This is a genomic window from Streptomyces sp. Y20 (genome assembly GCF_043195475.1).
Lineage (GTDB): Bacteria > Actinomycetota > Actinomycetes > Streptomycetales > Streptomycetaceae > Streptomyces.
This window is the reverse complement of the sequence record NZ_JBIDDP010000005.1, coordinates 221308-241320: the sequence shown is the minus strand read 5'-3', so window position 1 is coordinate 241320 and position 20013 is coordinate 221308. Positions and strand designations below refer to the sequence as shown.

16 protein-coding genes are annotated in these 20013 nt (G+C 72.8%); 6 read left to right on the top strand and 10 right to left on the bottom strand.

What is annotated here, in order from left to right; all coding sequences use genetic code 11:
* Positions 1 to 138: 138 nt before the first annotated feature.
* Positions 139 to 2859, top strand: a complete 2721-nt coding sequence (ppdK, locus tag ACGFT1_RS15440) for a pyruvate, phosphate dikinase (RefSeq protein ID WP_373909466.1) — start codon at positions 139 to 141, stop codon at positions 2857 to 2859.
* Positions 2860 to 2992: 133 nt separating this feature from the next.
* Here ppdK and ACGFT1_RS15435 read toward each other — a convergent pair whose 3' ends face one another.
* The gene (locus tag ACGFT1_RS15435; protein WP_373909465.1) at positions 2993 to 3757 is read right to left on the bottom strand and encodes a GntR family transcriptional regulator; all 765 of its coding nucleotides are present in this window, start codon (positions 3755 to 3757) and stop codon (positions 2993 to 2995) included.
* Positions 3758 to 4050: 293 nt separating this feature from the next.
* On the opposite strand from ACGFT1_RS15435, the gene ACGFT1_RS15430 reads away from it, so the two are divergent.
* The 4 genes from ACGFT1_RS15430 (at position 4051) to ACGFT1_RS15415 (ending at position 7570) form a co-directional block, all read left to right on the top strand.
* The gene (locus tag ACGFT1_RS15430; RefSeq protein WP_373909464.1) at positions 4051 to 4488 is read left to right on the top strand and encodes an ATP-binding protein; all 438 of its coding nucleotides are present in this window, start codon (positions 4051 to 4053) and stop codon (positions 4486 to 4488) included.
* Positions 4489 to 4597: 109 nt separating this feature from the next.
* Positions 4598 to 5845, top strand: a complete 1248-nt coding sequence (locus tag ACGFT1_RS15425; RefSeq protein ID WP_373909711.1) for an ABC transporter substrate-binding protein — start codon at positions 4598 to 4600, stop codon at positions 5843 to 5845.
* Positions 5842 to 6744 (top strand): carbohydrate ABC transporter permease, encoded by a 903-nt coding sequence (locus tag ACGFT1_RS15420; protein ID WP_373909463.1) that lies wholly within the window; start codon positions 5842 to 5844, stop codon positions 6742 to 6744. Before ACGFT1_RS15425 ends, ACGFT1_RS15420 begins: the two co-directional genes overlap by 4 nt.
* The gene (locus ACGFT1_RS15415; protein WP_373909462.1) at positions 6737 to 7570 is read left to right on the top strand and encodes a carbohydrate ABC transporter permease; all 834 of its coding nucleotides are present in this window, start codon (positions 6737 to 6739) and stop codon (positions 7568 to 7570) included. The genes ACGFT1_RS15420 and ACGFT1_RS15415 overlap by 8 nt, the downstream gene beginning before the upstream one ends.
* Before the next feature lie 54 nt (positions 7571 to 7624).
* On the opposite strand, the gene nirD is transcribed toward ACGFT1_RS15415, so the two are convergent.
* The 6 genes from nirD to ACGFT1_RS15385 all read right to left on the bottom strand — a co-directional run bounded on the left by nirD (position 7625) and on the right by ACGFT1_RS15385 (position 15175).
* Entirely contained in the window at positions 7625 to 7990 is a 366-nt protein-coding gene (gene nirD / locus ACGFT1_RS15410) for a nitrite reductase small subunit NirD (protein WP_373909461.1), read from the bottom strand.
* Complete coding sequence (gene nirB / locus ACGFT1_RS15405; protein ID WP_373909460.1) at positions 7987 to 10596, bottom strand: nitrite reductase large subunit NirB; 2610 nt, start codon at positions 10594 to 10596, stop codon at positions 7987 to 7989. The genes nirD and nirB overlap by 4 nt, the downstream gene beginning before the upstream one ends.
* Complete coding sequence (locus ACGFT1_RS15400) at positions 10597 to 11811, bottom strand: NAD(P)/FAD-dependent oxidoreductase (protein ID WP_373909459.1); 1215 nt, start codon at positions 11809 to 11811, stop codon at positions 10597 to 10599.
* 120 nt (positions 11812 to 11931) lie between these two features.
* Positions 11932 to 12591, bottom strand: coding sequence for a class F sortase (locus ACGFT1_RS15395; protein ID WP_373909458.1), 660 nt, complete (start codon positions 12589 to 12591; stop codon positions 11932 to 11934).
* 154 nt (positions 12592 to 12745) lie between these two features.
* Positions 12746 to 13261 (bottom strand): hypothetical protein, encoded by a 516-nt coding sequence (locus ACGFT1_RS15390; RefSeq protein ID WP_373909457.1) that lies wholly within the window; start codon positions 13259 to 13261, stop codon positions 12746 to 12748.
* A gap of 264 nt (positions 13262 to 13525) precedes the next feature.
* On the bottom strand, positions 13526 to 15175 hold the full coding sequence (locus ACGFT1_RS15385) for a M4 family metallopeptidase (protein WP_373909456.1): 1650 nt from the start codon (positions 15173 to 15175) through the stop codon (positions 13526 to 13528).
* A 137-nt stretch (positions 15176 to 15312) separates the two neighbouring features.
* On the opposite strand from ACGFT1_RS15385, the gene ACGFT1_RS15380 reads away from it, so the two are divergent.
* Positions 15313 to 15774 (top strand): gamma-glutamylcyclotransferase family protein, encoded by a 462-nt coding sequence (locus ACGFT1_RS15380; protein ID WP_373909455.1) that lies wholly within the window; start codon positions 15313 to 15315, stop codon positions 15772 to 15774.
* A gap of 1 nt (position 15775) precedes the next feature.
* Here ACGFT1_RS15380 and ACGFT1_RS15375 read toward each other — a convergent pair whose 3' ends face one another.
* The 3 genes from ACGFT1_RS15375 to ACGFT1_RS15365 all read right to left on the bottom strand — a co-directional run bounded on the left by ACGFT1_RS15375 (position 15776) and on the right by ACGFT1_RS15365 (position 19938).
* Positions 15776 to 16606 carry an arylamine N-acetyltransferase gene (locus ACGFT1_RS15375; RefSeq protein WP_373909454.1) on the bottom strand — a complete coding sequence of 277 codons (831 nt, stop codon included), beginning with the start codon at positions 16604 to 16606 and terminating at the stop codon, positions 15776 to 15778.
* Positions 16607 to 16615: 9 nt separating this feature from the next.
* Positions 16616 to 19138, bottom strand: coding sequence for a molybdopterin oxidoreductase family protein (locus tag ACGFT1_RS15370; protein WP_373909453.1), 2523 nt, complete (start codon positions 19136 to 19138; stop codon positions 16616 to 16618).
* A 119-nt stretch (positions 19139 to 19257) separates the two neighbouring features.
* Positions 19258 to 19938, bottom strand: coding sequence for a vancomycin high temperature exclusion protein (locus ACGFT1_RS15365; RefSeq protein ID WP_373909452.1), 681 nt, complete (start codon positions 19936 to 19938; stop codon positions 19258 to 19260).
* Between the last annotated feature and the right edge of the window lie 75 nt (positions 19939 to 20013).

Below are 20013 nucleotides of genomic sequence, written 5' to 3'. Positions count from 1 at the left end.
CAAGCCTTGACTTTCGATCCGCTGGCGGACAGGTGGTTACAGGCGCATGACGCACAAGTGGACGTACCCAGGGGCCTTCGATCTGGGTATGTTCCTGGCCGTCAGGGCAGCCACCGTGGCCTCAAGGAGTCGAGACCCGTGTCGGAAAACAAAGATCCCCACGCAGTGAAGTTCGTTTACGACTTCACCGAGGGCAACAAGGACCTCAAGGACCTCCTCGGTGGCAAGGGTGCCAACCTCGCCGAGATGACCAACCTGGGTCTCCCGGTCCCTCCCGGCTTCACCATCACCACGGAGGCCTGCAAGGTCTACCTGGACAGCGGTGAGGAGCCCGCGGCACTGCGTGACGAGGTCAGTGCGCACCTCGACGCCCTCGAGCGGAAGATGGGCAAGAAGCTCGGCCAGCCCGACAACCCGCTGCTGGTCTCGGTCCGCTCCGGCGCCAAGTTCTCCATGCCCGGCATGATGGACACCGTCCTGAACATCGGCCTCTCCGACAAGTCGGTCAAGGGCCTGGCCGAGCAGGCCGGCGACGACCGCTTCGCCTGGGACTCCTACCGCCGGCTGATCCAGATGTTCGGCAAGACCGTCCTCGGCGTCGACGGCGACCTCTTCGAGGAGGCCCTCGAGAAGGCCAAGCACGCCAAGAAGGTCACGGTCGACACCGACCTGGAGGCCGCCGACCTGAAGAAGCTGGTCACGACCTTCAAGAAGATCGTCAAGGCGGAGGCCGGCCGCGACTTCCCGCAGGACCCGCGCGAGCAGATGGACCTCGCCATCAAGGCGGTCTTCGACTCCTGGAACGGCGACCGCGCCAAGCTGTACCGCCGCCAGGAGCGCATCCCGCACGACCTCGGCACCGCCGTCAACGTCTGCTCCATGGTCTTCGGCAACCTGGGCCCGGACTCCGGCACCGGCGTCGCCTTCACCCGCGACCCCGCCTCCGGCCACCAGGGCGTCTACGGCGACTACCTCCAGAACGCGCAGGGCGAGGACGTCGTCGCGGGCATCCGCAACACCGTCCCGCTGGCCGAGCTGGAGCAGATCGACAAGAAGTCGTACGACCAGCTCATGCAGATCATGGACACCCTGGAGAACCACTACAAGGATCTCTGCGACATCGAGTTCACCATCGAGCGCGGCCAGCTCTGGATGCTCCAGACCCGCGTCGGCAAGCGCACCGCCGGCGCCGCCTTCCGCATCGCCACCCAGCTCGTGGACCAGGGCCTGATCGACGAGACCGAGGCGCTCCAGCGTGTCACCGGCGCCCAGCTGGCCCAGCTGATGTTCCCGCGCTTCGACGAGTCCGCCAAGGTGGAGAAGGTCGGCCGGGGCATCGCCGCCTCGCCGGGCGCCGCCGTCGGCAAGGCCGTCTTCGACTCCTACACCGCCGTCAAGTGGTCCCGCTCCGGCGAGAAGGTCATCCTGGTCCGCCGCGAGACCAACCCCGACGACCTCGACGGCATGATCGCCGCCGAGGGCATCCTGACCTCGCGCGGCGGCAAGACCTCCCACGCGGCCGTCGTCGCCCGCGGCATGGGCAAGACCTGTGTCTGCGGCGCCGAGGAGCTGGAGGTCGACACCAAGCGCCGCCGGATGACGGTCCCCGGCGGCCACGTGGTGGAGGAGGGCGACCTGATCTCCATCGACGGCTCGTCCGGCAAGGTCTACCTGGGCGAGGTCCCCGTCGTGCCCTCCCCGGTCGTGGAGTACTTCGAGGGCCGGATGCACCCCGGCGCCGACGACGCGGACGAGCTGGTCGAGGCGGTGCACCGCATGATGGCCTTCGCCGACCGCAAGCGCCGCCTGCGCGTACGCGCCAACGCCGACAACGCCGAGGACGCGCTGCGCGCCCGCCGCTTCGGCGCCCAGGGCATCGGCCTGTGCCGCACGGAGCACATGTTCCTCGGCGACCGCCGCGAGCTGGTCGAGCGCCTGATCCTGGCGGACACGGAGCTGGAGCGCGAGGAGTCCCTCAAGGCCCTGCTGCCGCTCCAGAAGAAGGACTTCGTGGAGCTCTTCGAGGCGATGGACGGCCTGCCCGTCACCATTCGCCTCCTCGACCCCCCGCTGCACGAGTTCCTCCCCGACATCACCGAGCTGTCGGTCCGCGTGGCCCTGGCCGAGTCCCGCCAGGAGCCGCACGAGAACGACCTGCGCCTGCTCCAGGCCGTCCACCGCCTGCACGAGCAGAACCCGATGCTGGGCCTGCGCGGCGTACGCCTCGGCCTGGCCATCCCCGGCCTGTTCACCATGCAGGTCCGCGCGATCGCCGAGGCCGCGGCGGAGCGCAAGGCCGCCAAGGGCGACCCGCGCGCGGAGATCATGATTCCGCTCGTCGGCACCGTCCAGGAGCTGGAGATCGTCCGCGAGGAGGCGGACCAGGTCATCGCCGACGTGCAGGCGGCGACCGGTACGGCGCTCAAGCTGGCGATCGGCACGATGATCGAGCTGCCGCGCGCCGCGCTGACCGCCGGCCAGATCGCGGAGGCGGCCGAGTTCTTCAGCTTCGGCACCAACGACCTGACCCAGACGGTGTGGGGCTTCAGCCGCGACGACGTGGAGGCCTCGTTCTTCACGGCCTACCTGGAGAAGGGCATCTTCGGCGTCTCCCCGTTCGAGACGATCGACCGGGACGGCGTCGGTGCCCTCGTGAAGTCGGCGGCGGAAGCGGGCCGGCGGACCCGCCCCGACCTCAAGCTCGGCGTCTGCGGCGAGCACGGCGGCGACCCGGAGTCGGTGCACTTCTTCCACGAGGTCGGCCTGGACTACGTCTCCTGCTCCCCGTTCCGCATCCCGGTCGCCCGCCTGGAGGCCGGCCGCGCGGCGACGCAGTCGACGGGCAGCGACCACCGCTAGGCCGGACCCCGGACCCCGGAGCCGTCGCCGGTCCCCGACCCTCATCCGATCGGCGACGGCTCCGGCACACGAAAAGAGAGGCGGCGGCATCCCTGTGCGGGGGGTGCCGCCGCCTCGCGTGCGTACGGCGGCTTCAAGGAAGCGCGTCGAAGTCGTACTCCAAGACGTACGAGGCGGCGTCCAGGGTCATCTCGCTGACCTCGACGGGGCGGCCCTCGTGCGTGTAAGCGGTGCGGCAGATGAGGATGACCGGAGTGCCCGCGGACATGTCCAGCTGGGTCGCCTCGTCCTTCGACGGCATGCGTGAGCGGATCTCCTCGCGGAAGTGCACCGGCTCGTATCCGAGTTCGGCGAGCCTGGCGTATGTGCCGCCAGGTCCGGTGTCCTCCTGGGTGATGGCGGACCCGGCGACCAGCGACTGGGCGAGGTAGCTCGTCGCGAGCAGGACCGGTTTGCCGTCCAGGACAAAGCGCCGACGCCTCACGCACACCATCTCTTCGTCGGCCAGGTCCAGGACCGTGCCGATGCGATCGGGTACCGCTTCCTCGGACACGGTGACCCGGTCGACCTGGAGTGTCCGGTTGTCGATGTCCGCCGACCAGATGGAACGGCCGTTGCCCCACTGGTCGCGCGCCAGTCGCTGGATGCCCCGGCGTCGCAGCGGGCGGAAGGTCCGGACGAACACGCCGGCGCCCTTGCGGGCTTCGGCGAGGCCTTCGTCCCGCAGGACGCTCAATGCCTGCCGGGCTGTCATGCGGGCCACGCCGTGCGTGGCCATGAGGTCGTTCTCTCCAGGAAGCCGATCACCGGGACTGTACTCACCCGACTGGATCGCCTGCCGCAGGGAGTCCGCGATCCGCTCGTACTTGGGCCGGCGGTCGTCGTCGGCAGTGGCCATTCCGGAACCCTCCTCGCTTCTCTAGACACCTTAGGCCATAGCTCTGGGGGCTCGCTCGCTGCACGTCGTCGCGCCCCTAGGTGTCGCCGCGCGCCCCATATGGCGCCGCGCCCCGACTTGTCATCTCTAGAGATGTGACGGAATCCTGAGATGTATAGAGAGGTGCTGCCCGCCTCTCGGGTGAGTGGTGCGCACGCCGTCACCGAGCCCCGTAGAGGCGCCGATCGAGACGGTTCGACGGCCGGAGCCAGCGCTGCCGCACTCGCAACGGCAGCGGCGAGGAGTGAGTGCGGATGACCTTCGTGATCGACCGGTGCCCCGGTCCGGAGTCACCACGGCTCGGCTTGATGATCCTGGCTCCGGTTCCGGAGTCCGTTGCCAGGGCGCGGCGCTGGTTTCGGAGGTTCATCACCCCGTATCACCCGCTCTGCTCGGTCGATGACTGCACGCTGATGATCTCGGAACTGGTGACCAACGCGATCCTGTACGGGCGGTCGGACGACGAATGGCTCGTCCGGGTCGAGTGGTTCCGGGACGGGGCGTCGCTGCGTGTGGAAGTGCACAGTCCGGGGTCTCCGGCGGGGGTGCGCCTGCGCCGACCGGAGGTCGATGACGCGCACGGACGCGGGCTGCTCCTGGTCGACTCCCTCGCCGCATCCTGGAACTGCGGGCCGAGCCGGTTCGGGGGAACGGTCGTCTCCTTCGTGATGGCCGAGGCCTGGCCCGCGTGAAGGGTGAGGGCCCCGTCGGCCGACACACTCCCGCAACCCCCCTTTCGTAATCGCGTCGCATGGTTGATCGTTGGGCCGTGCATCGATGACGGATGTCTGGGGGCACAGGATGACGATCAGCCGCAGGAGCCTGCTGGCCGCGGGTGCGGGCGCCGGACTGCTCACCGCGTGCGGAGGCAACACCGGGCGCGGGGGCGGGGGTTCGGGGCCGTCGCTGTCGCAGTGGTACCACCAGTACGGCGAGCAGGGCACCGAACAGGCCGTGCGGCGCTACGCCGGGGCGTACAAGAGGGCCCGCGTCGACGTGCAGTGGCGGCCGGGGAACTACGACCAGCAGACCGCCGCCGCCCTGCTCACCGGGGCCGGACCCGACGTCTTCGAGGTCAACGGGCCGACGCTCGACCAGATCCGGGGTGGCCAGGTCGTCGACCTCACCGGGCTGCTGGAGGGCGTCAGGGACGACTTCGCGCCGGCCGCGCTCGCGCCGAAGACGTACGACGGCAGGATCTGGGCCGTCCCGCAGGTCATCGACACGCAGCTGCTCTACTACCGCAAGAGCCTGCTGAAGGACGCCGGTGTGGAGCCGCCCACCACCCTGGACGCCCTGGTCGACGCGGCCCGCGCACTCACCGACCGCAAGACCAAGGGATTGTTCCTCGGCAACGACGGGGGAGCGGGTGTGCTCGGCGGAACACCCTTGTACGCGGCGGGACTCAGCCTCGTCACCGAGGACGGGAAGCCCGGCTTCGACGACCCCGCCGCCGCCCGCACCCTCGGCAAGCTGCACCGGCTGTACGCCGACAAGTCGCTGCTCCTGGGCGCGCCCAGCGACTGGTCCGACCCGTCCGCCTTCGTCCAGGGGCTGACCGCGATGCAGTGGTCCGGGCTGTGGGCGCTGCCGCAGGTACGCAAGGAACTCGGCGACGACTTCGGGGTGCTGCCGTTCCCCGCGGACGGGTCCGGCGGCCGGCCCGCGGTGCCCGTCGGCGCGTACGGGTCCGCCGTCAGCGCGCGCAGCGGGCACCGGGAGGCCGCCGAGGACTACGTGAAGTGGCTGTGGGTGGAACGGACGGACTTCCAGCAGGACTTCGCGTTGTCCTACGGCTTCCACATCCCGGCCCGGATCTCCCTGGCGAAGAAGGCCGACCGGCTGAGGTCGGGGGCCGCCGCCGACGCCGTCCGGTTCACCACCGACCACGGCTACGCCCAGCCGCTGCTGTGGACCCCGGCCGGCCAGACCGCCTACCAGGACGCGCTCAGCCGGATCATCAGGAACGGGGCCGATCCCGCGCGGGAACTGCGGCCGGTCGTCGGGAAGGTGTCGGCCGAACTGGACCGCGTGAAGAAGAAGCCGTGAGGCGGCGGCGGGCACTGTGGTTCTGGGTGTTCGTCGGGCCGTTCGCCCTCGGGCTCGCCCTGTTCACCTACGTACCGCTGCTGTGGAGCGTGGCGCTCAGCTTCTTCGACGCGCACAACACCGTCACGCCCACGCACTTCACCGGACTGGACAACTACACGGCGATGCTCCAGGATCACGCCTTCCTGGACAGCCTGCGCACCTTCCTCGTCTTCACCGCCGTCATCGTGCCCGTCACCTACGGGTGCTCCCTCTCCCTGGCCCTGATGGTCAACCGGGTCCGGCGCGCCCGGGCCTTCTTCCGGTCCGTGTTCTTCCTGCCGGCCGCGTGCAGTTACGTGGTGGCCGCACTCGTGTGGAAGATGTCCGTCTTCAGCGGGGTGCGGTTCGGGCTGGCGAACACGGTGCTGGGCTGGTTCGGCGCCGCCCCCGTCGCCTGGCTGGCCTCGCCCGATCCGCCCTGGTACTGGCTGGTCATCGTGACCGTCCGGCTGTGGCTCCAGGCCGGGTTCTACATGATCCTGTTCCTCGCCGGGCTCCAGCGGATCGACCCGGTGCTGTACGAGGCGGCGGCCGTGGACGGGGCCCGGCCCGGCTGGACCGTGCTGCGGCACGTCACCCTGCCCCAGCTGCGGGCCACCTCGGTCGCGGTCGTGCTGCTGCTCGTCGTCAACGCCTTCCAGGCCTTCGACGAGTTCTACAACCTGCTGTCGGACGCGCGGGGCTATCCGCCGTACGCCCGGCCGCCCCTGGTCTACCTCTACTACACCGCGCTCGGGCAGGGGCAGAACCTGGGGCTCGGCAGCGCGGGCGCGGTGATCCTGGCGCTGGTCGTCGCCGTCGTCACGGTGGGGCAGGCGCGCTGGCTGCGGCTGGGAAGGACGGACGGCGATGGATGACGCCCTGGTACGGGCCGGCCGGGCGCTGCGGCTGGTGCTGCTGATCACGCTGGCCCTGCTCTTCCTGATCCCCTTCTACCTGCTCCTGCGCAACGGCCTGGCCGCCGAGCGGGACATCACCTCCCCGCAGTGGACGTTCTTCCCGCGTCAGGTGCGGTGGGGGAACGTCGGCGAGCTGTTCGCCGATCCGTCCGTGCCGTTCGCCCGGTCCCTGCTCAACTCCGCGCTGATCGCGGTCGCCACCACCCTGGGCACCCTGCTCCTGGCCTCCCTCGCCGGGTACGGCCTGGCCCGCATCCCCTACCGGCACGCGAACAAGGTGTTCTACGCCGTCCTGGGCACCCTGCTGGTCCCGGCGGCCGTCACCTTCGTCCCCAGCTTCGTGCTGGTGTCGTCGCTGGGCTGGATCTCCACGTTGCGGGGGCTGATCGTCCCGACGTTGTTCCCGGCGTTCGCCTGCTTCGTCTTCCGGCAGTACTTCCTGGGGTTCCCGCACGAACTGGAGGACGCGGCGCAGGTGGACGGGCTCGGGTACTGGCGGACGTACTGGCTGGTCGTCGTGCCCAACGCCCGGCCGGTGTTCGCCGCCGTCGGGACCATCGTGTTCCTGGGCGCCTGGAACTCCTTCCTGTGGCCGCTGGTGATCGGGCAGGACCAGAACGCCTGGACGGTGCAGGTCGCCCTGTCCACGTTCACCACCGCTCAGGTCGTACGGCTGCACGAGCTGTTCGTCGCCGCCGCCGTGTCGGTGCTGCCGCTGCTGCTGGTGTTCCTGTGCTTCCAGCGGTGGATCGTGGCGGGGGTGGAGCGGTCCGGGATCGACTGAGCGGGCGAGGGCCGGCGGGACGCGCTCCCCGGCCGGCCCGCCCCGCGCCCGCGATCAGTCGAGAGACGGTGGGGCCGCCCGGACCTCGTAGGTGGCCACCCGTACCGTCCCGTCGTCCAGGCACTGGCCGCCGGCCAGGTCGAAGCGCTGCTTGAGCAGGGGGGACGCCACGAACGGGCGGCCCTCGTGGCTGCCGGTCAGGCCGCGCGAGAGGACGGCCGCGCCGGTGAAGGGGTCGCGGTTGTCGACGGCGTACAGCCGGTCCGCGCGGTCGCGGAAGACGGCCACCTGGCGGCCGTCCGGCAGCAGGGCCGCCACCCCGCGGCCCGGGACCAGCGTGCTCAGGTCGCAGACCGTGAACCAGCCGTCCGCCAGCTGGAGCTGTACGGTCAGGTCGGTCGTCTCGAGTGCCAGGGTCATCGCTGGGCGCTTCCTTCCAGGACGTCGTCGGCGGGCCGCAGGCCGATGTTCAGCAGCGGCAGGTCGGGCTTGATCTGGTCGCGCTCGGGGACGAAGGAGACGACCGGGTCGGGGGTGTCCGGGGCGTTCACGAAGGACACGAACCGGGCCAGCCGCTCGGGGTCGTTGACGGTCTCCGCCCACTCGTCGCGGTAGTGCGCGACGTGCGCCCGCATCAGCTTCTCCAGCTCGTCGCAGATGCCGAGCGAGTCGTGCACCACCACGTCGCGTACGTGCTCCAGGCCGCCCGGGATCCGCTCCAGCCAGGTGCTGGTGCGCTCCAGGCGGTCGGCCGTACGGATGTAGAACATCAGGAACCGGTCGATCAGGCGCACCAGTTCGGCGTCGGAGAGGTCCTGGGCCAGCAGGTCGGCGTGGCGCGGGGTGGCACCGCCGTTGCCGCCGACGTACAGGTTCCAGCCGTTGGAGGTGGCGATCACCCCGAAGTCCTTCGACTGGGCCTCCGCGCACTCGCGGGCGCACCCGGACACGGCCGACTTCAGCTTGTGCGGGGACCGCAGCCCCCGGTAGCGCAGCTCCAGATCGATCGCCATCCGCACCGAGTCCTGCACGCCGTAGCGGCACCAGGTGGAGCCCACGCAGGACTTCACCGTGCGCAGTGACTTGCCGTACGCGTGCCCGGACTCGAAGCCGGCGTCCACCAGCCGCGCCCAGATCAGCGGCAGCTGCTCGACCCGGGCGCCGAACATGTCGATCCGCTGACCGCCGGTGATCTTCGTGTAGAGGCCGAAGTCCCGGGCGATCTCGCCGATCACGATCAGCTTCTCGGGCGCGATCTCCCCGCCGGGGATCCGCGGCACCACCGAGTACGAGCCGTTCTTCTGGAGGTTGGCGAGGAAATGGTCGTTGGTGTCCTGGAGGGCCGCCTGCTCGCCGTCCAGGACGTAGCCGCTGGCGCCGATCTCCGGGGCGAGCGAGGCGATGACCGAGCCCACGGCCGGCTTGCACACCTCGCAGCCGTCCCCGCCCCGGGCGCCCTCGCGGCCGTAGTGGTCCAGCAGCTCCCGGTACGACGTGACGCGCAGGGCGCGGACGATCTCGTACAGCTCCTCGCGGGTCTGGGGGAAGCAGCCGCACAGCCCCTTGTCGACCTCGACGCCGGACGCCTCCAGCTCGGCGGTGACCAGCTGGCCGAGGACCTTCACGCAGGAGCCGCAGCCGGTGCCGGCCCGGGTGCACTTCTTCACCTCCGGCACGGTGGTGCACGCGTGGTCGGTGACCGCGCCGCGGATCGTGCCCTTGGTGACGTTGTGGCAGGAGCAGATGACCGCGTCGTCCGGCAGCGCGGACGGGCCGAGCCCGTCCGCCGGGCCCGCGCCGGCGGGCAGCACGAGCGACTCGGGGGAGACGGGCGGCACCGAGCCGGTGAGCGCGCGCAAGGTGCCGTACGCCTCCGCGTCGCCGACCAGGACACCGCCGAGCAGTGTGCCGTCCCGGCCGATGACCAGCTTCTTGTACAGGCCGGCGCGGGAGTCGGAGTAGACGACGTCCAGGCAGTCCGCGGTGGTGCCGTGCGCGTCGCCGAACGACGCCACGTCCACGCCGAGCAGCTTCAGCTTGGTGGACAGGTCGGCGCCGGTGAAGGACGCCTCGTCGGCCGCGATCGTCGCCGCGGCGGTCGCCGCCTGCTCGTACCCGGGCGCCACCAGGCCGTACACCCGGCCGTCCGCCGCCAGCGCGCACTCGCCGATGGCGAAGACGTGCGGGTCGGTGACGGTGCGGCACTGCTCGTCGACCGTGATGCCGCCGCGCTCGCCGACCGTCAGACCGCACTCGCGGGCCAGCTGGTCGCGGGGGCGGACGCCGGCGCTGAAGACGACCAGGTCGGTGGCGAGTTCGGAGCCGTCGGACAGCCGCATACCGGTGACGGCACCAGAGGCGTCCGTCACGATCTCCTGGGTGCCCACGCCCGTGTGGACCGCAAGGCCCATGTCCTCGATGGTCCGCAGGAGCGCCGCGCCACCGCCCTCGTCCACCTGCACCGGCATCAGCCGCGGCGCGAACTCCACGATGTGGGCGTCCAGTCCGAGGCCCTTGAGGGCGCCCGCCGCCTCCAGCCCGAGGAGGCCGCCGCCGACCACGGCGCCCGTCGAGGCCTTCCGCGCCGCGTATTCCTCGATGGCGAGGAGATCCTCGATGGTGCGGTAGACGAAGCAGCCGGTGGCGTCCTTGTTCGGCACCGGCGGCACGAACGGGTAGGAACCGGTGGCCAGGACGAGGACGTCGTAGCCGACGACCAGACCGGAGCGGGCGGTGACCCGCCGCGCCTCGCGGTCGATCGTCTCCGCCGGGTCGCCGAGGTGCAGCTCGATGCCGTGGTCCTCGATGAACCGCTGGTCGGTCAGGGACAGGTCCTCCGGCGTCCGGCCGGAGAAGTACGAGGTCAGCTGGACGCGGTCGTACGCCGGACGGGGTTCCTCGCACAGCACGACCACGCGGTGCGTGGCGGTCAGGCCGCGCTCGGCGAGCGCTTCGAGGAAGCGCTGGCCGACCATGCCGTGGCCGACGAGCACGATCGTGGGGGTGGCCTCCGGGGTGGCGGACATTCAGGAGCCTCCATCGTGGGTGAGCAGGTGGAGCAGGGGGCCGTCACCGGGGAGCGGCTCTGCTCCCTCCCAGGCGCGGGCGAGCGTGCCCACGGTGCCGAGTTCGCCGACGAGGACTCCGCCGACCAGGCGTTCGTCGCGGACGACGACCTTGCGGTAGGTGCCCCGGGTGGCGTCGGCGAGCCGCACCACGTCGTCGCCGGGCCGTACCTCGGTGTCGCCGAACGCGGCGAGGTCGAACGGGGAGCCGGGGCCGGTGAGGGTCAGCCGGGTCAGGGATCGGGTGCCGCGGTAGCGGGCGCCCGGGTCGCCGGCGAGCAGCCGTGCGAGCACGTCGGCCTGTTCCAGCGCGGGGGCGGCCAGGCCGTAGACCGTGCCGTCGTGCTGCGCGCAGTCGCCGACGGCGTGGATGTGCGGGTCGGAGGTGCGCAGCGCGTCGTCCACGAGGACGCCCTTGTGCACGGCGAGCCCGGCCTGTTCGGCCAGGCCGGTGCGCGGGCGCACCCCGCAGGCGACCACCACGAGGTCGGCGTCCAGGGCGTAGCCGTCGGCCAGTTCCACCGAGCGGACCGCGCCCGCGACGCAGCGCACGTCCCGCACGCGGCACTCGGTGTGCACCTCGACGCCCAGGTCCGTCAGGTGCCGCAGCACCAGCCGGGAGGCGTCCGGGTCGAGCTGGCGCTCCATGAGCCGTTCGGACTGCTGGGCGAGGACCACCTGCGCGCCGCGCACGGCGAGCGCGCGGGCCGCGGAGACCCCCAGCAGGCCGCCGCCGATGACGACCGCGCGCACCCCCGGCCGGACGGCCTTCGCCAGGCCCAGGCAGTCGTCCAGGGTGCGGAACGCGTGCACGCCCTCGGGCAGGCGGTGGTCGGTCGTGAACAGGCCGCGCAAGGGTGGCAGTACGGGGTTGGAGCCGGTGGCCAGGACCAGTGTGTCGTAGGCGATCGGCATGCCGTCGGCGCGGGTGACGGTCCGGGCGGTCCGGTCGATGCCGGTGATCCGGGCGCGCAGCAGGCCGGTGGGCGGCGGGAGGGCGATCACCTCCGGGGCGTACCGGCCGGCCAGCACCTCGGCCAGCAGGACGCGGTTGTACGGGGGGTGCTCCTCCTCGCCGACGAGCAGCGCGGGCGTACCCAGCTCGCCGAGCCGCCGGGCGAGCCGTACGCCCGCGAGGCCGGCGCCGATCACCACCACACGCGTATTCGAGGTCATGTCCCGAGCGTGCGGCCCCGACGTTACCCGGTGGCATCCCCGCTGTTTCCCGCGGGGAACGCTGCCCTCAGTGGCGGCACACCGGGGGTGTGAGGCCCGCGTGCCGGGGTCACCCGCCGGTCAACGGCCCGGCGGCGCCTGCCCGGTGCCGCGGCGGCTGCCCGTCAGGTGCGCGAACACCACCACGTTGCCCTGGTAGCCGGTCGTCCTGGAGTAGCCGCCGCCGCAGGTGATGACGCGCAGTTCGGGGCGGGGCGCGGCGCCGTACACCTTCGCGTCGGGGAAGCCCCGGGACGGGTACACCTCCACCGCGTCCGCGGTGAAGACGGCCACGCTGCCGTCCCGGCGGTCCACCTCGACGGTGGCGCCCCGCTTCAGCGCGCCCAGGTCGTAGAAGACGGCGGGGCCGTCGGTGTTGTCGACGTGCCCGGCGACGACCGCGGTGCCCGCCTCGCCGGGCACGGTGCCGGCCTCGTACCAGCCGGCCAGGTTCTTGCGCCCGGCGGGCGGCGCCTCCAGATTGCCGGAGCGGGTGAGGGCCAGGCCCGTCAGCGGGGCGTCCACGCGGATCGCGGGGATGCGGATGCGGACCGGCGGGGACGGCGCGAGGGCGGGCGCCGCGAGCCGCTCGCCCCGAGGGTCCGGGCGGCCCTCGGCGGCCGTCGGCTGCGGGGGCGTGCGGCGGCCGGTGCCACCGTCCAGCAGCCACACGCCCGAGCCCAGGGCGACGACGGTGACGGCGGCTATGGCGGTGTCGCCGAGCCTGGCTCTCCTGCGCATGCGAACCCCTCTCCCGGGGGCGCGCCCCCGAACGGGACCCGGAGAAGGGGACCGGTCTCGGGGCCGGTCCCCTCCCCCTCCGGGCCGCGAGGGGCGTCGGACCCGGAGGGGGCGGGACGTGCGGTACCGGCGGACGGACAGCGGAGGGTGTCCGTCAGATCCCGTCGCCTCTCGCCCGGCGATGCAGGAGCCAGGTACCGCCCACGGCGGCGACGGCCAGCGCCGCCACACCCGCCGTGGTCTGCACGGGGTCGGGACCGAGTCCGCCGCCGACCCCCGTCTTCACACTTCCCCGCGGCTGCACCTGTTCGTGCGCCGCGCCCAGCGCCACCACCAGGTCACCGGCCACCTGCCGGCTGCCCTCGGCGCACCTGGCGACGATCTCGTACGTCCCGGGCTGCGCGCTCGGCGGCACCCGGAACTGACCGATCGCCTCACCGGCGTGCGCGGTGGGCGCCAGCGTGAAGACGCCGGCACCGACCGCGCCCGCGTCACCGGTCGCCGAACCCCGGTCCCCGCACACGGCGGTGTTCACCGTGACCTGACCACCGGGCACCACGGTGGACGGGTACACGTCCAGGCGGCCGGTGCCCCCGGCCAGGCCGTGGGCGGGGGCCGCGGCGGTCACGGCGAGCGCCGTACCGGCCAGCAGACGGGCAGTGCGTCGCATGGTGCTCCCCAGAGCTTGTCCGACTCGTCCAGGGGTGCGCCCCTGCCCTACCGAGATAAGTCGCACTCACGGGGATCCGCTTCCCGGGCGCCGCCGTGAATGCGGTGAACGGGTGGCGCGGGCGGCCCCCCACACGGCCCAGCCGGGTGGTGTTCCGGCAGGTCACGGCCATGCGAGGGGTCGAGTATGAAAAACACACGATTGGCCTCCACCCGCCGGTCCGCCCCGTCGACGGGGCGGACCGGCGCCTGGCGCCGCTCCGGCTCAGTTCACGTTGACCGCGCTCCAGGCGGCGGCGACCGCGGCGTACTCGGCGCTGCCGGCGCCGTACAGGTCCCTGGCCGCGTCGAGGGTGGCGGTGCGCGCGCCCGCGTAGTTCGTGGAGGACGTCATGTAGACCGTCAGCGCGCGGTACCAGATCCTGCCGACCTTGTCGCGGCCGATGCCGGTGAGCGTGGCGCCGTTCGCGGTCGGCGAGTCGTAGCTGACGCCGTTGATCGTCTTCGCCCCGCTGCCCTCGGCGAGGAGGTAGGCGAAGTGGTTGGCGACGCCGGAGGAGTAGTGGACGTCCAGATTGCCGACCGACGCGCTCCAGTAGTCGGCCGAACTGCCGTCCCGGGAAGGCCGGTCCATGAAGCGCAGGGCGGCCTTGCCGAAGCCGGGACGGACGATCTTCTCGCCGATCAGGTAGTCCCCCGGGTCGGCGGAGTTGCCCGCGTACCACTCGACCATGGTGCCGAGGATGTCGGAAGTGGCCTCGTTCAGCCCGCCGGACTCCCCGGAATAGGCGAGCGCCGCCGACTTGGACGTCACGCCGTGCGTCATCTCGTGCCCGGCGACGTCCAGCGCCACCAGCGGGCCGAAGGTGGTGCCGTCACCGTCGCCGTACGTCATGCAGAAGCAACTGTCGTCCCAGAAGGCGTTGTTGTAGTTGCTGCCGTAGTGGACGCGGTTGTACGAGCCCTTGCCGTCGTTCCCGATGCCGTTGCGCCCCTGCACGTTCTTGTAGTAGTCCCAGGTCGCGTCGGTGCCGTACTGCGCGTCGACCGCCGCCGAGGAGCGGTCCGCGGTGGTACCGGTGCCCCAGTGGTTGTCGGCGTCCGTGAACAGGGTCGCGGGGGCCCGGCTGAGGCAGATGCCGAAGATGCACAGGTCGGTCTTGCCGGCGGCGTCGCCGGTGTAGGTGTTCCCGCGCGTGGGGTCCTTCAGCTGGTACGACGATCCGGAGGGGGTGGTCTCCAGTGGCACCGTCCCGCTGTACAGGGACGCGCCGTCGCCGGCGGCCGTCTCGATGCTGTCCCAGGCGTCGATCCGGGTGCCGGTGCGGGCGTCGGTCAGCACGGTGCGGGCGACGGGGTTGCCGAGCGTGTCGAGGCCGACCGCGTCGGTCCGCCAGGCCAGCCGGGGGCTGCCGTGCAGGGCGTCGACCACCAGCCGCGGCTTCGCCTCGACCTGCTTGAGGCGGTCGCCGGGGTGGGCCGCGCGCAGGGCGCTCACCGCGAGAGCGGCGGCCTTCGGGCCGGGGACCTCCGGGGTGACGGAGGGCAGGGAGACCGGCTGCCGGGTGGCCCGGTCGGCGCCGCGGTAGCGGCCGTCCCGGGCCAGATGGACGACGAAGTCGCCGCCGAGGACGGGGAGCCGGTGGTAGGTGCGGTCGTAACGGACGTGCTGGGTGCCGTCCTTGTCCACGACGACGTCCCGGACGCTGGTGTCCTGCCCGGCGGTGAGGCCCAGGCCGGCCGCGTGGGCCAGGAGTGCCGAGGCCGCGTTGTGGACCGCGGCGGACCGGGTCGGTACGCCGTCGGCGTGGGCGGCGGGGGAGAGGGTGGCGGTCAGCAGGGCCGCGGCGGTGACGGCGGCGCCGGTGGTGGCGATGCGACGGGTTCCTCGGACGTGGTGCCGTATCCGGCTCATCTGTCTCCTCGGGAAGGCGCCCGGCAGGCGTGGGGGTGGCGCGGATGTCACTGAGATTTAAGGGGGCATGACAAGTTGTGTCCATAGCGCCGTCATGGAGATGTGCGGGGAGCCGGCGAGGGTACAGAATCGGTTCCGTGATCGCCGAGGACCGCCCACCCCGCAGCTCACACCCCGGCGCGACGCGCGACCCCCGCCCGTTCTTCGTCTACGGCACCCTGCGGGCCGGCGCGGCGAACCACGACCGGTTCCTGCGCGGACGCACCGGCGCCGGGGAACCGGCCCTCCTCACCGGCGCCGTGCTGTACGACGGCCCCGGCTACCCCTACGCCGTCGAGCAGCCCGGCGGACAGGTGCGCGGGGAACTGGTGGCCGCGCTCCCGGAGGCGTACGAGAGCCTGCTCACCGACCTCGACCGGCTGGAGGGGTACGTACCGGGCGACCCCCACAACCTCTACGAGCGCGTCGCCCGGGACGTCGAACGCGCCGACGGCAGCACCGTCCGCGCCTGGGTGTACCTGGCCGCCCCGCGCGTCGCCGACCGGTTGCGCGTCAGGGGCCGGCCGATCCCGGGCGGCGAGTGGCCCGACGGCCGCTGACTCAGCCCAGCAGGGCGAGCCCCTCGGGCACCTCGATGCCGAACTCCTCCGTCACCACGCGCCGCGCCTCCGCCTCCCCCGTCAGCGTGCGCCCGGTGACCGTGCCGTCGGCGAGGGTCTGTGTGAACCGGGCGCCGTCCAGGGCGAGATGGCGCTCGGCGGTGGTCCGCTGGAGATAGGGGCGGCGGGTGAACGGCGAGCGTGGGTGCGTGGCGACGAACCAGTTGAACACGTCCAGATCGACGGCGGTGAACGGCTCCCGCGTGAACGCGTACTGCCCGGCCCACACCCCGCCCCGGCGGTCGTACGCCTGCAACTCCCACAGCTCCAGCGGCCCCTCGTGCGGCAGCCGCGCCAGCCGGTGCCGGCGCCCGGCGCCCTCGAACTCGGCGCCGGGGACCAGCGGCACGGGCAGCAGCAGCGCCCCCGGGGCACCGAAACCGACGTCCGCCAGATACGGCCCGGCCTCGCCCGCCACCTCCACCTGGAGCATCGTGTGCGTCCGCGGCCGGCTGTCCGGACTCTCCGCGCCCAGCACCACCCGGCCGGCCAGCGGGGTCACCCGGAAGCCGAGCGCCTCCAGCGACAGCCGGAGCAGGGTGTTGTGCTCGTAGCAGTAGCCGCCACGCCGGCCGTGCACCATCTTCGCCATCAGGTCCGCGGGCGCCAGCGAGGGCACCGATCCGCGCAGCGGGTCCAGGTTCTCGAACGGCAGCGACAGCGCGTGCGCCAGGTGCACACCCCGCAGGGTGTCCAGGCAGGGCCGCCGCTCGCCCTGCCAGCCGATGCGGTCGAGATAGGCGTCGAGGTCGTACTGCTCGGTGTCGGCCATACCCCGAACCTACGCGAGAGCGTCCCCCGGCCGCGTCCGTCGCCCCAGGACCTCCAGCCGCACCGCGCACGACTTGAACTCCGGCATCCCCGACGTGGGGTCCAGGGCCGGGTTGGTGAGGGTGTTGGCGCGGCCCTCACCCGGCCAGTGGAAGGGCATGAACACGGTGTCCGGGCGGATGGTGGCGGTGACCCGCGCAGGCGCCACGGCCCGGCCCCGCCGGGAGACCACCGCGACCGGGTCGCCGTCGGCCGCCCCCAGCCGGGCCGCGAGCCGCGGATGCAGCTCCACGAAGGGCCCCGGCGCCGCCGCGTTCAACTCCGCCACCCGCCGGGTCTGCGCCCCCGACTGGTACTGCGCCACCACCCGGCCGGTGGTCAGCAGCAGCGGATACTCCTCGTCCGGCTCCTCGGCGGTCGCCCGGTGCACGACGGGAACGAACCGGGCCCGGCCGTCGGCGGTGGCGAACCGCTCCAGAAAGAGCCGCGGCGAACCGGGATGCCCGCCCGCCCCGGGACCGGGACCGGAACCGGGGCCGGGAGCCGCCGGGCTGCCGTCGGCCCCCGCCGCCGCGAGGCTGTCCGGCTTCGGTGCCGGGCTGCTGTCCGGGTGCGGTGGGGTGCGGCTGTCCGGCCGCGGTGCCGCGCCGCTGCCCGTACCCGCCGCGGTGCCATGACCGGCGCCGGGTGCCCCGCCGGCGTGCGCGCGCGGCACCGAGCCCGCGTCCGCGCTGCCGAGGGCACCTTCCACCCCGCCCGGGACACCGCCCCCGGCTGCCCGGGCCCCGTCCCCGGCCGTCCCCGCCGCCGGGGCCTCGCCTCCGGCCGTCCCCGCCGCCCGGGCCTCATCCCCAACCGCGCCCGTCGCCCCGGCCGTCCCTTGCGCCGGCCCGCGCCCGTCCGCGCCCCCGGTATCCGTCGTGGGCGGGTCGGCCGGGCAGGGCCAGAAGATGCCGTTCTCCTCGGCGAGGCGGCGGTAGGTGATGCCCGAGTAGTCCGCGGGGCCGCCCGCGCTGGCCCGGCGGAGTTCCTCGAAGACCTCCTCGGGGTCGGTCGGGAAGCCCTTCTCGACGCCGAGCCGGGCGGCCAGCTCGTGCAGGACGTACAGGTCGGTGCGGACGCCGGGCGGGGGAGCGACGGCCCGGCGGCGCAGCAGCACCCGGCCCTCCAGGCTGGTCGTCGTGCCGGTCTCCTCCGCCCACTGGGCGACGGGCAGCACGACGTCCGCCAGCTCCGCCGTCTCCGACAGGACGACGTCGGCCACGGCGAGGAAGTCCAGCGAGCGCAGCCGCTCCTCGACGTGGGCCGCGCGGGGGGCGGACACCACCGGGTTGGAGCCCATCAGCAGCAGCGTCCGCACGTCCGTGCCGAGGGCGTCGAGGAGTTCGTACGCGCTGCGCCCCGGGCCGGGAAGCGTGTCCGGGTCCACGCCCCACACCCCGGCCACGTGCCGCCGGGCCTCCGGGTCGTCGAGCTTGCGGTAGCCGGGCAACTGGTCGGCTTTCTGGCCGTGTTCGCGTCCGCCCTGCCCGTTGCCCTGCCCGGTCAGACACCCGTACCCGGACAGCGGGCGCCCCGCCCGCCCGGTGGCCAGGCACAGGTTGATCCACGCGCCCACCGTGTCCGTGCCCTTGGACTGCTGCTCCGGCCCGCGCGCGGTGAGCACCATCGCCGCCTGCGGTGCGCAGAACATGCGGACCGCCTCGCGGAGCTGCGGCACGGGCACGCCGGTGATCCGCTCCACGTACTCCGGCCAGTGCGCCATCGCCGCCGCCCGGGCCTGAGCCCAGCCGGTGGTCCGCTCCCGGATGTACTCCTCGTCCGTCCGCCCCTCCGAGACCACCAGGTGCAGCAGGCCGAGCGCGAGGGCGAGATCGGTGCCGGGGCGCGGCGCGAGGTGCAGGTCGGCCTGTTCGGCGGTCTTCGTCCGGCGCGGGTCCACGACGATCAGCGTGCCGCCGTTCTCCCGGAGTTCCGTGAAGAAGCGCAGCGCCGGCGGCATGGTCTCGGCGAGATTGGATCCGACCAGGATCACACAGCCCGTCCGCGGGATGTCCTCCAGCGGGAAGGGCAGCCCCCGGTCGAGACCGAACGCCTTCGTGCCCGCCGCGGCGGCCGACGACATGCAGAACCGGCCGTTGTAGTCGATCTGCGAGGTGCCCAGCACCACCCGGGCGAACTTGCCGAGCGCGTACGCCTTCTCGTTGGTCAGCCCGCCCCCGCCGAACACCCCGAGCGCGTCCGCGCCGTACCGCTCCCGGGCCGCCCCGAGCCGTTCGGCGATCCGGTCCAGTGCCCGGGGCCAGCCGGCCTCCACCAGCCGGCCGCCCTCCCGGATCAGCGGTACGGTCAGCCGTACCGCCGGTGACAGCACCTGCGCCGCCGTGCGGCCCTTGCCGCACAGCGCGCCCCGGTTGACGGGGAAGTCCGGGCGCTCGGTGACCTCGACGCCCCCCTGGGGCAGGGGCGTGAGCGTCATCCCGCACTGAAGGGCGCAGTACGGGCAGTGGGTGGGCGCCGAGGTGTTCTCCATGCCGCCCAGCGTGCGTCCGGCGTGTTACGCCCCCGGGCCGGTTCCCGTTACGCGCCCGGCACGGCGACCTCCCCGCGCCGGTCCGGGGACCGTGAGGCCGTGAGGCCGTGAGGACACCGTCACCGGCCGGCGGCCAGCGCCCGCGCCACCCCCGGCTCCCTCGGCCCGAGGAATCGCGGGTCCGGCCGGAACACCGCGTCCAGTGCCGCCTTGCCCGCCGCGAACACCTCCCGCGTGCCGCCGTAGTACCAGGTCGCGTCGTGCTTCGCGTCGACCCCGACGCCGTACGACGCCACGCCCGCGGCCTCGCACAGCGCGACCGCCCGCCGGATGTGGAAGCCCTGGCTGATCAGCACCGCCCGGTCCACCCCGAAGATCTTCCTGGCCCGGACGCAGGAGTCCCAGGTGTCGAAGCCGGCGTAGTCGCTGACGATGCGCGCGTCCGGCACCCCGTGCCGGGTCAGATAGGTGCGCATGGCGTCCGGCTCGTCGTAGTCCTTCCGGCTGTTGTCCCCGGTGACGAGGACGACCTCGATCCGCCCCGCGCGGTACAGCCCGGCCGCCGCGTCCAGCCGGTGCGCGAGGTACGGCGACGGTTCCCCGTGCTTCCACAGGCCCGCCCCGAACACCATCGCCACCTCGGTGTGCGGCACGTCGGCCGTGGTGCGCAGCCGGTCCGCCGTGGACACGTGCAGCCAGGTCACCGGCAGCAGCGCCAGCACGCACCCGGCCATCACGGCCTGCACCAGCCGCCGCTGCCCCGTACGCGTGCGCGGCAGTCGCGGTCGACGGATCCTCATGCGCCCCCCAGAGATCGCTTCCGGTCGGGAGGACGCCACCGGTGCCCGTCCGGTTCACCTCACACCCCGCGTCCG

What these genes read in the sequence shown, in the direction of transcription:
- ACGFT1_RS15435 (WP_373909465.1), bottom strand. Translation starts at nt 3,757, where the DNA reads ATGGCCACTGCCGACGACGACCGCCGGCCCAAGTACGAGCGGATCGCG.
- ACGFT1_RS15430 (WP_373909464.1), top strand. Translation starts at nt 4,051, where the DNA reads ATGACCTTCGTGATCGACCGGTGCCCCGGTCCGGAGTCACCACGGCTC.
- ACGFT1_RS15425 (WP_373909711.1), top strand. Translation starts at nt 4,598, where the DNA reads ATGACGATCAGCCGCAGGAGCCTGCTGGCCGCGGGTGCGGGCGCCGGA.
- ACGFT1_RS15415 (WP_373909462.1), top strand. Translation starts at nt 6,737, where the DNA reads ATGGATGACGCCCTGGTACGGGCCGGCCGGGCGCTGCGGCTGGTGCTG.
- nirD (WP_373909461.1), bottom strand. Translation starts at nt 7,990, where the DNA reads ATGACCCTGGCACTCGAGACGACCGACCTGACCGTACAGCTCCAGCTG.
- nirB (WP_373909460.1), bottom strand. Translation starts at nt 10,596, where the DNA reads ATGTCCGCCACCCCGGAGGCCACCCCCACGATCGTGCTCGTCGGCCAC.
- ACGFT1_RS15400 (WP_373909459.1), bottom strand. Translation starts at nt 11,811, where the DNA reads ATGACCTCGAATACGCGTGTGGTGGTGATCGGCGCCGGCCTCGCGGGC.
- ACGFT1_RS15395 (WP_373909458.1), bottom strand. Translation starts at nt 12,591, where the DNA reads ATGCGCAGGAGAGCCAGGCTCGGCGACACCGCCATAGCCGCCGTCACC.
- ACGFT1_RS15390 (WP_373909457.1), bottom strand. Translation starts at nt 13,261, where the DNA reads ATGCGACGCACTGCCCGTCTGCTGGCCGGTACGGCGCTCGCCGTGACC.
- ACGFT1_RS15385 (WP_373909456.1), bottom strand. Translation starts at nt 15,175, where the DNA reads ATGAGCCGGATACGGCACCACGTCCGAGGAACCCGTCGCATCGCCACC.
- ACGFT1_RS15375 (WP_373909454.1), bottom strand. Translation starts at nt 16,606, where the DNA reads ATGGCCGACACCGAGCAGTACGACCTCGACGCCTATCTCGACCGCATC.
- ACGFT1_RS15370 (WP_373909453.1), bottom strand. Translation starts at nt 19,138, where the DNA reads ATGGAGAACACCTCGGCGCCCACCCACTGCCCGTACTGCGCCCTTCAG.
- ACGFT1_RS15365 (WP_373909452.1), bottom strand. Translation starts at nt 19,938, where the DNA reads ATGAGGATCCGTCGACCGCGACTGCCGCGCACGCGTACGGGGCAGCGG.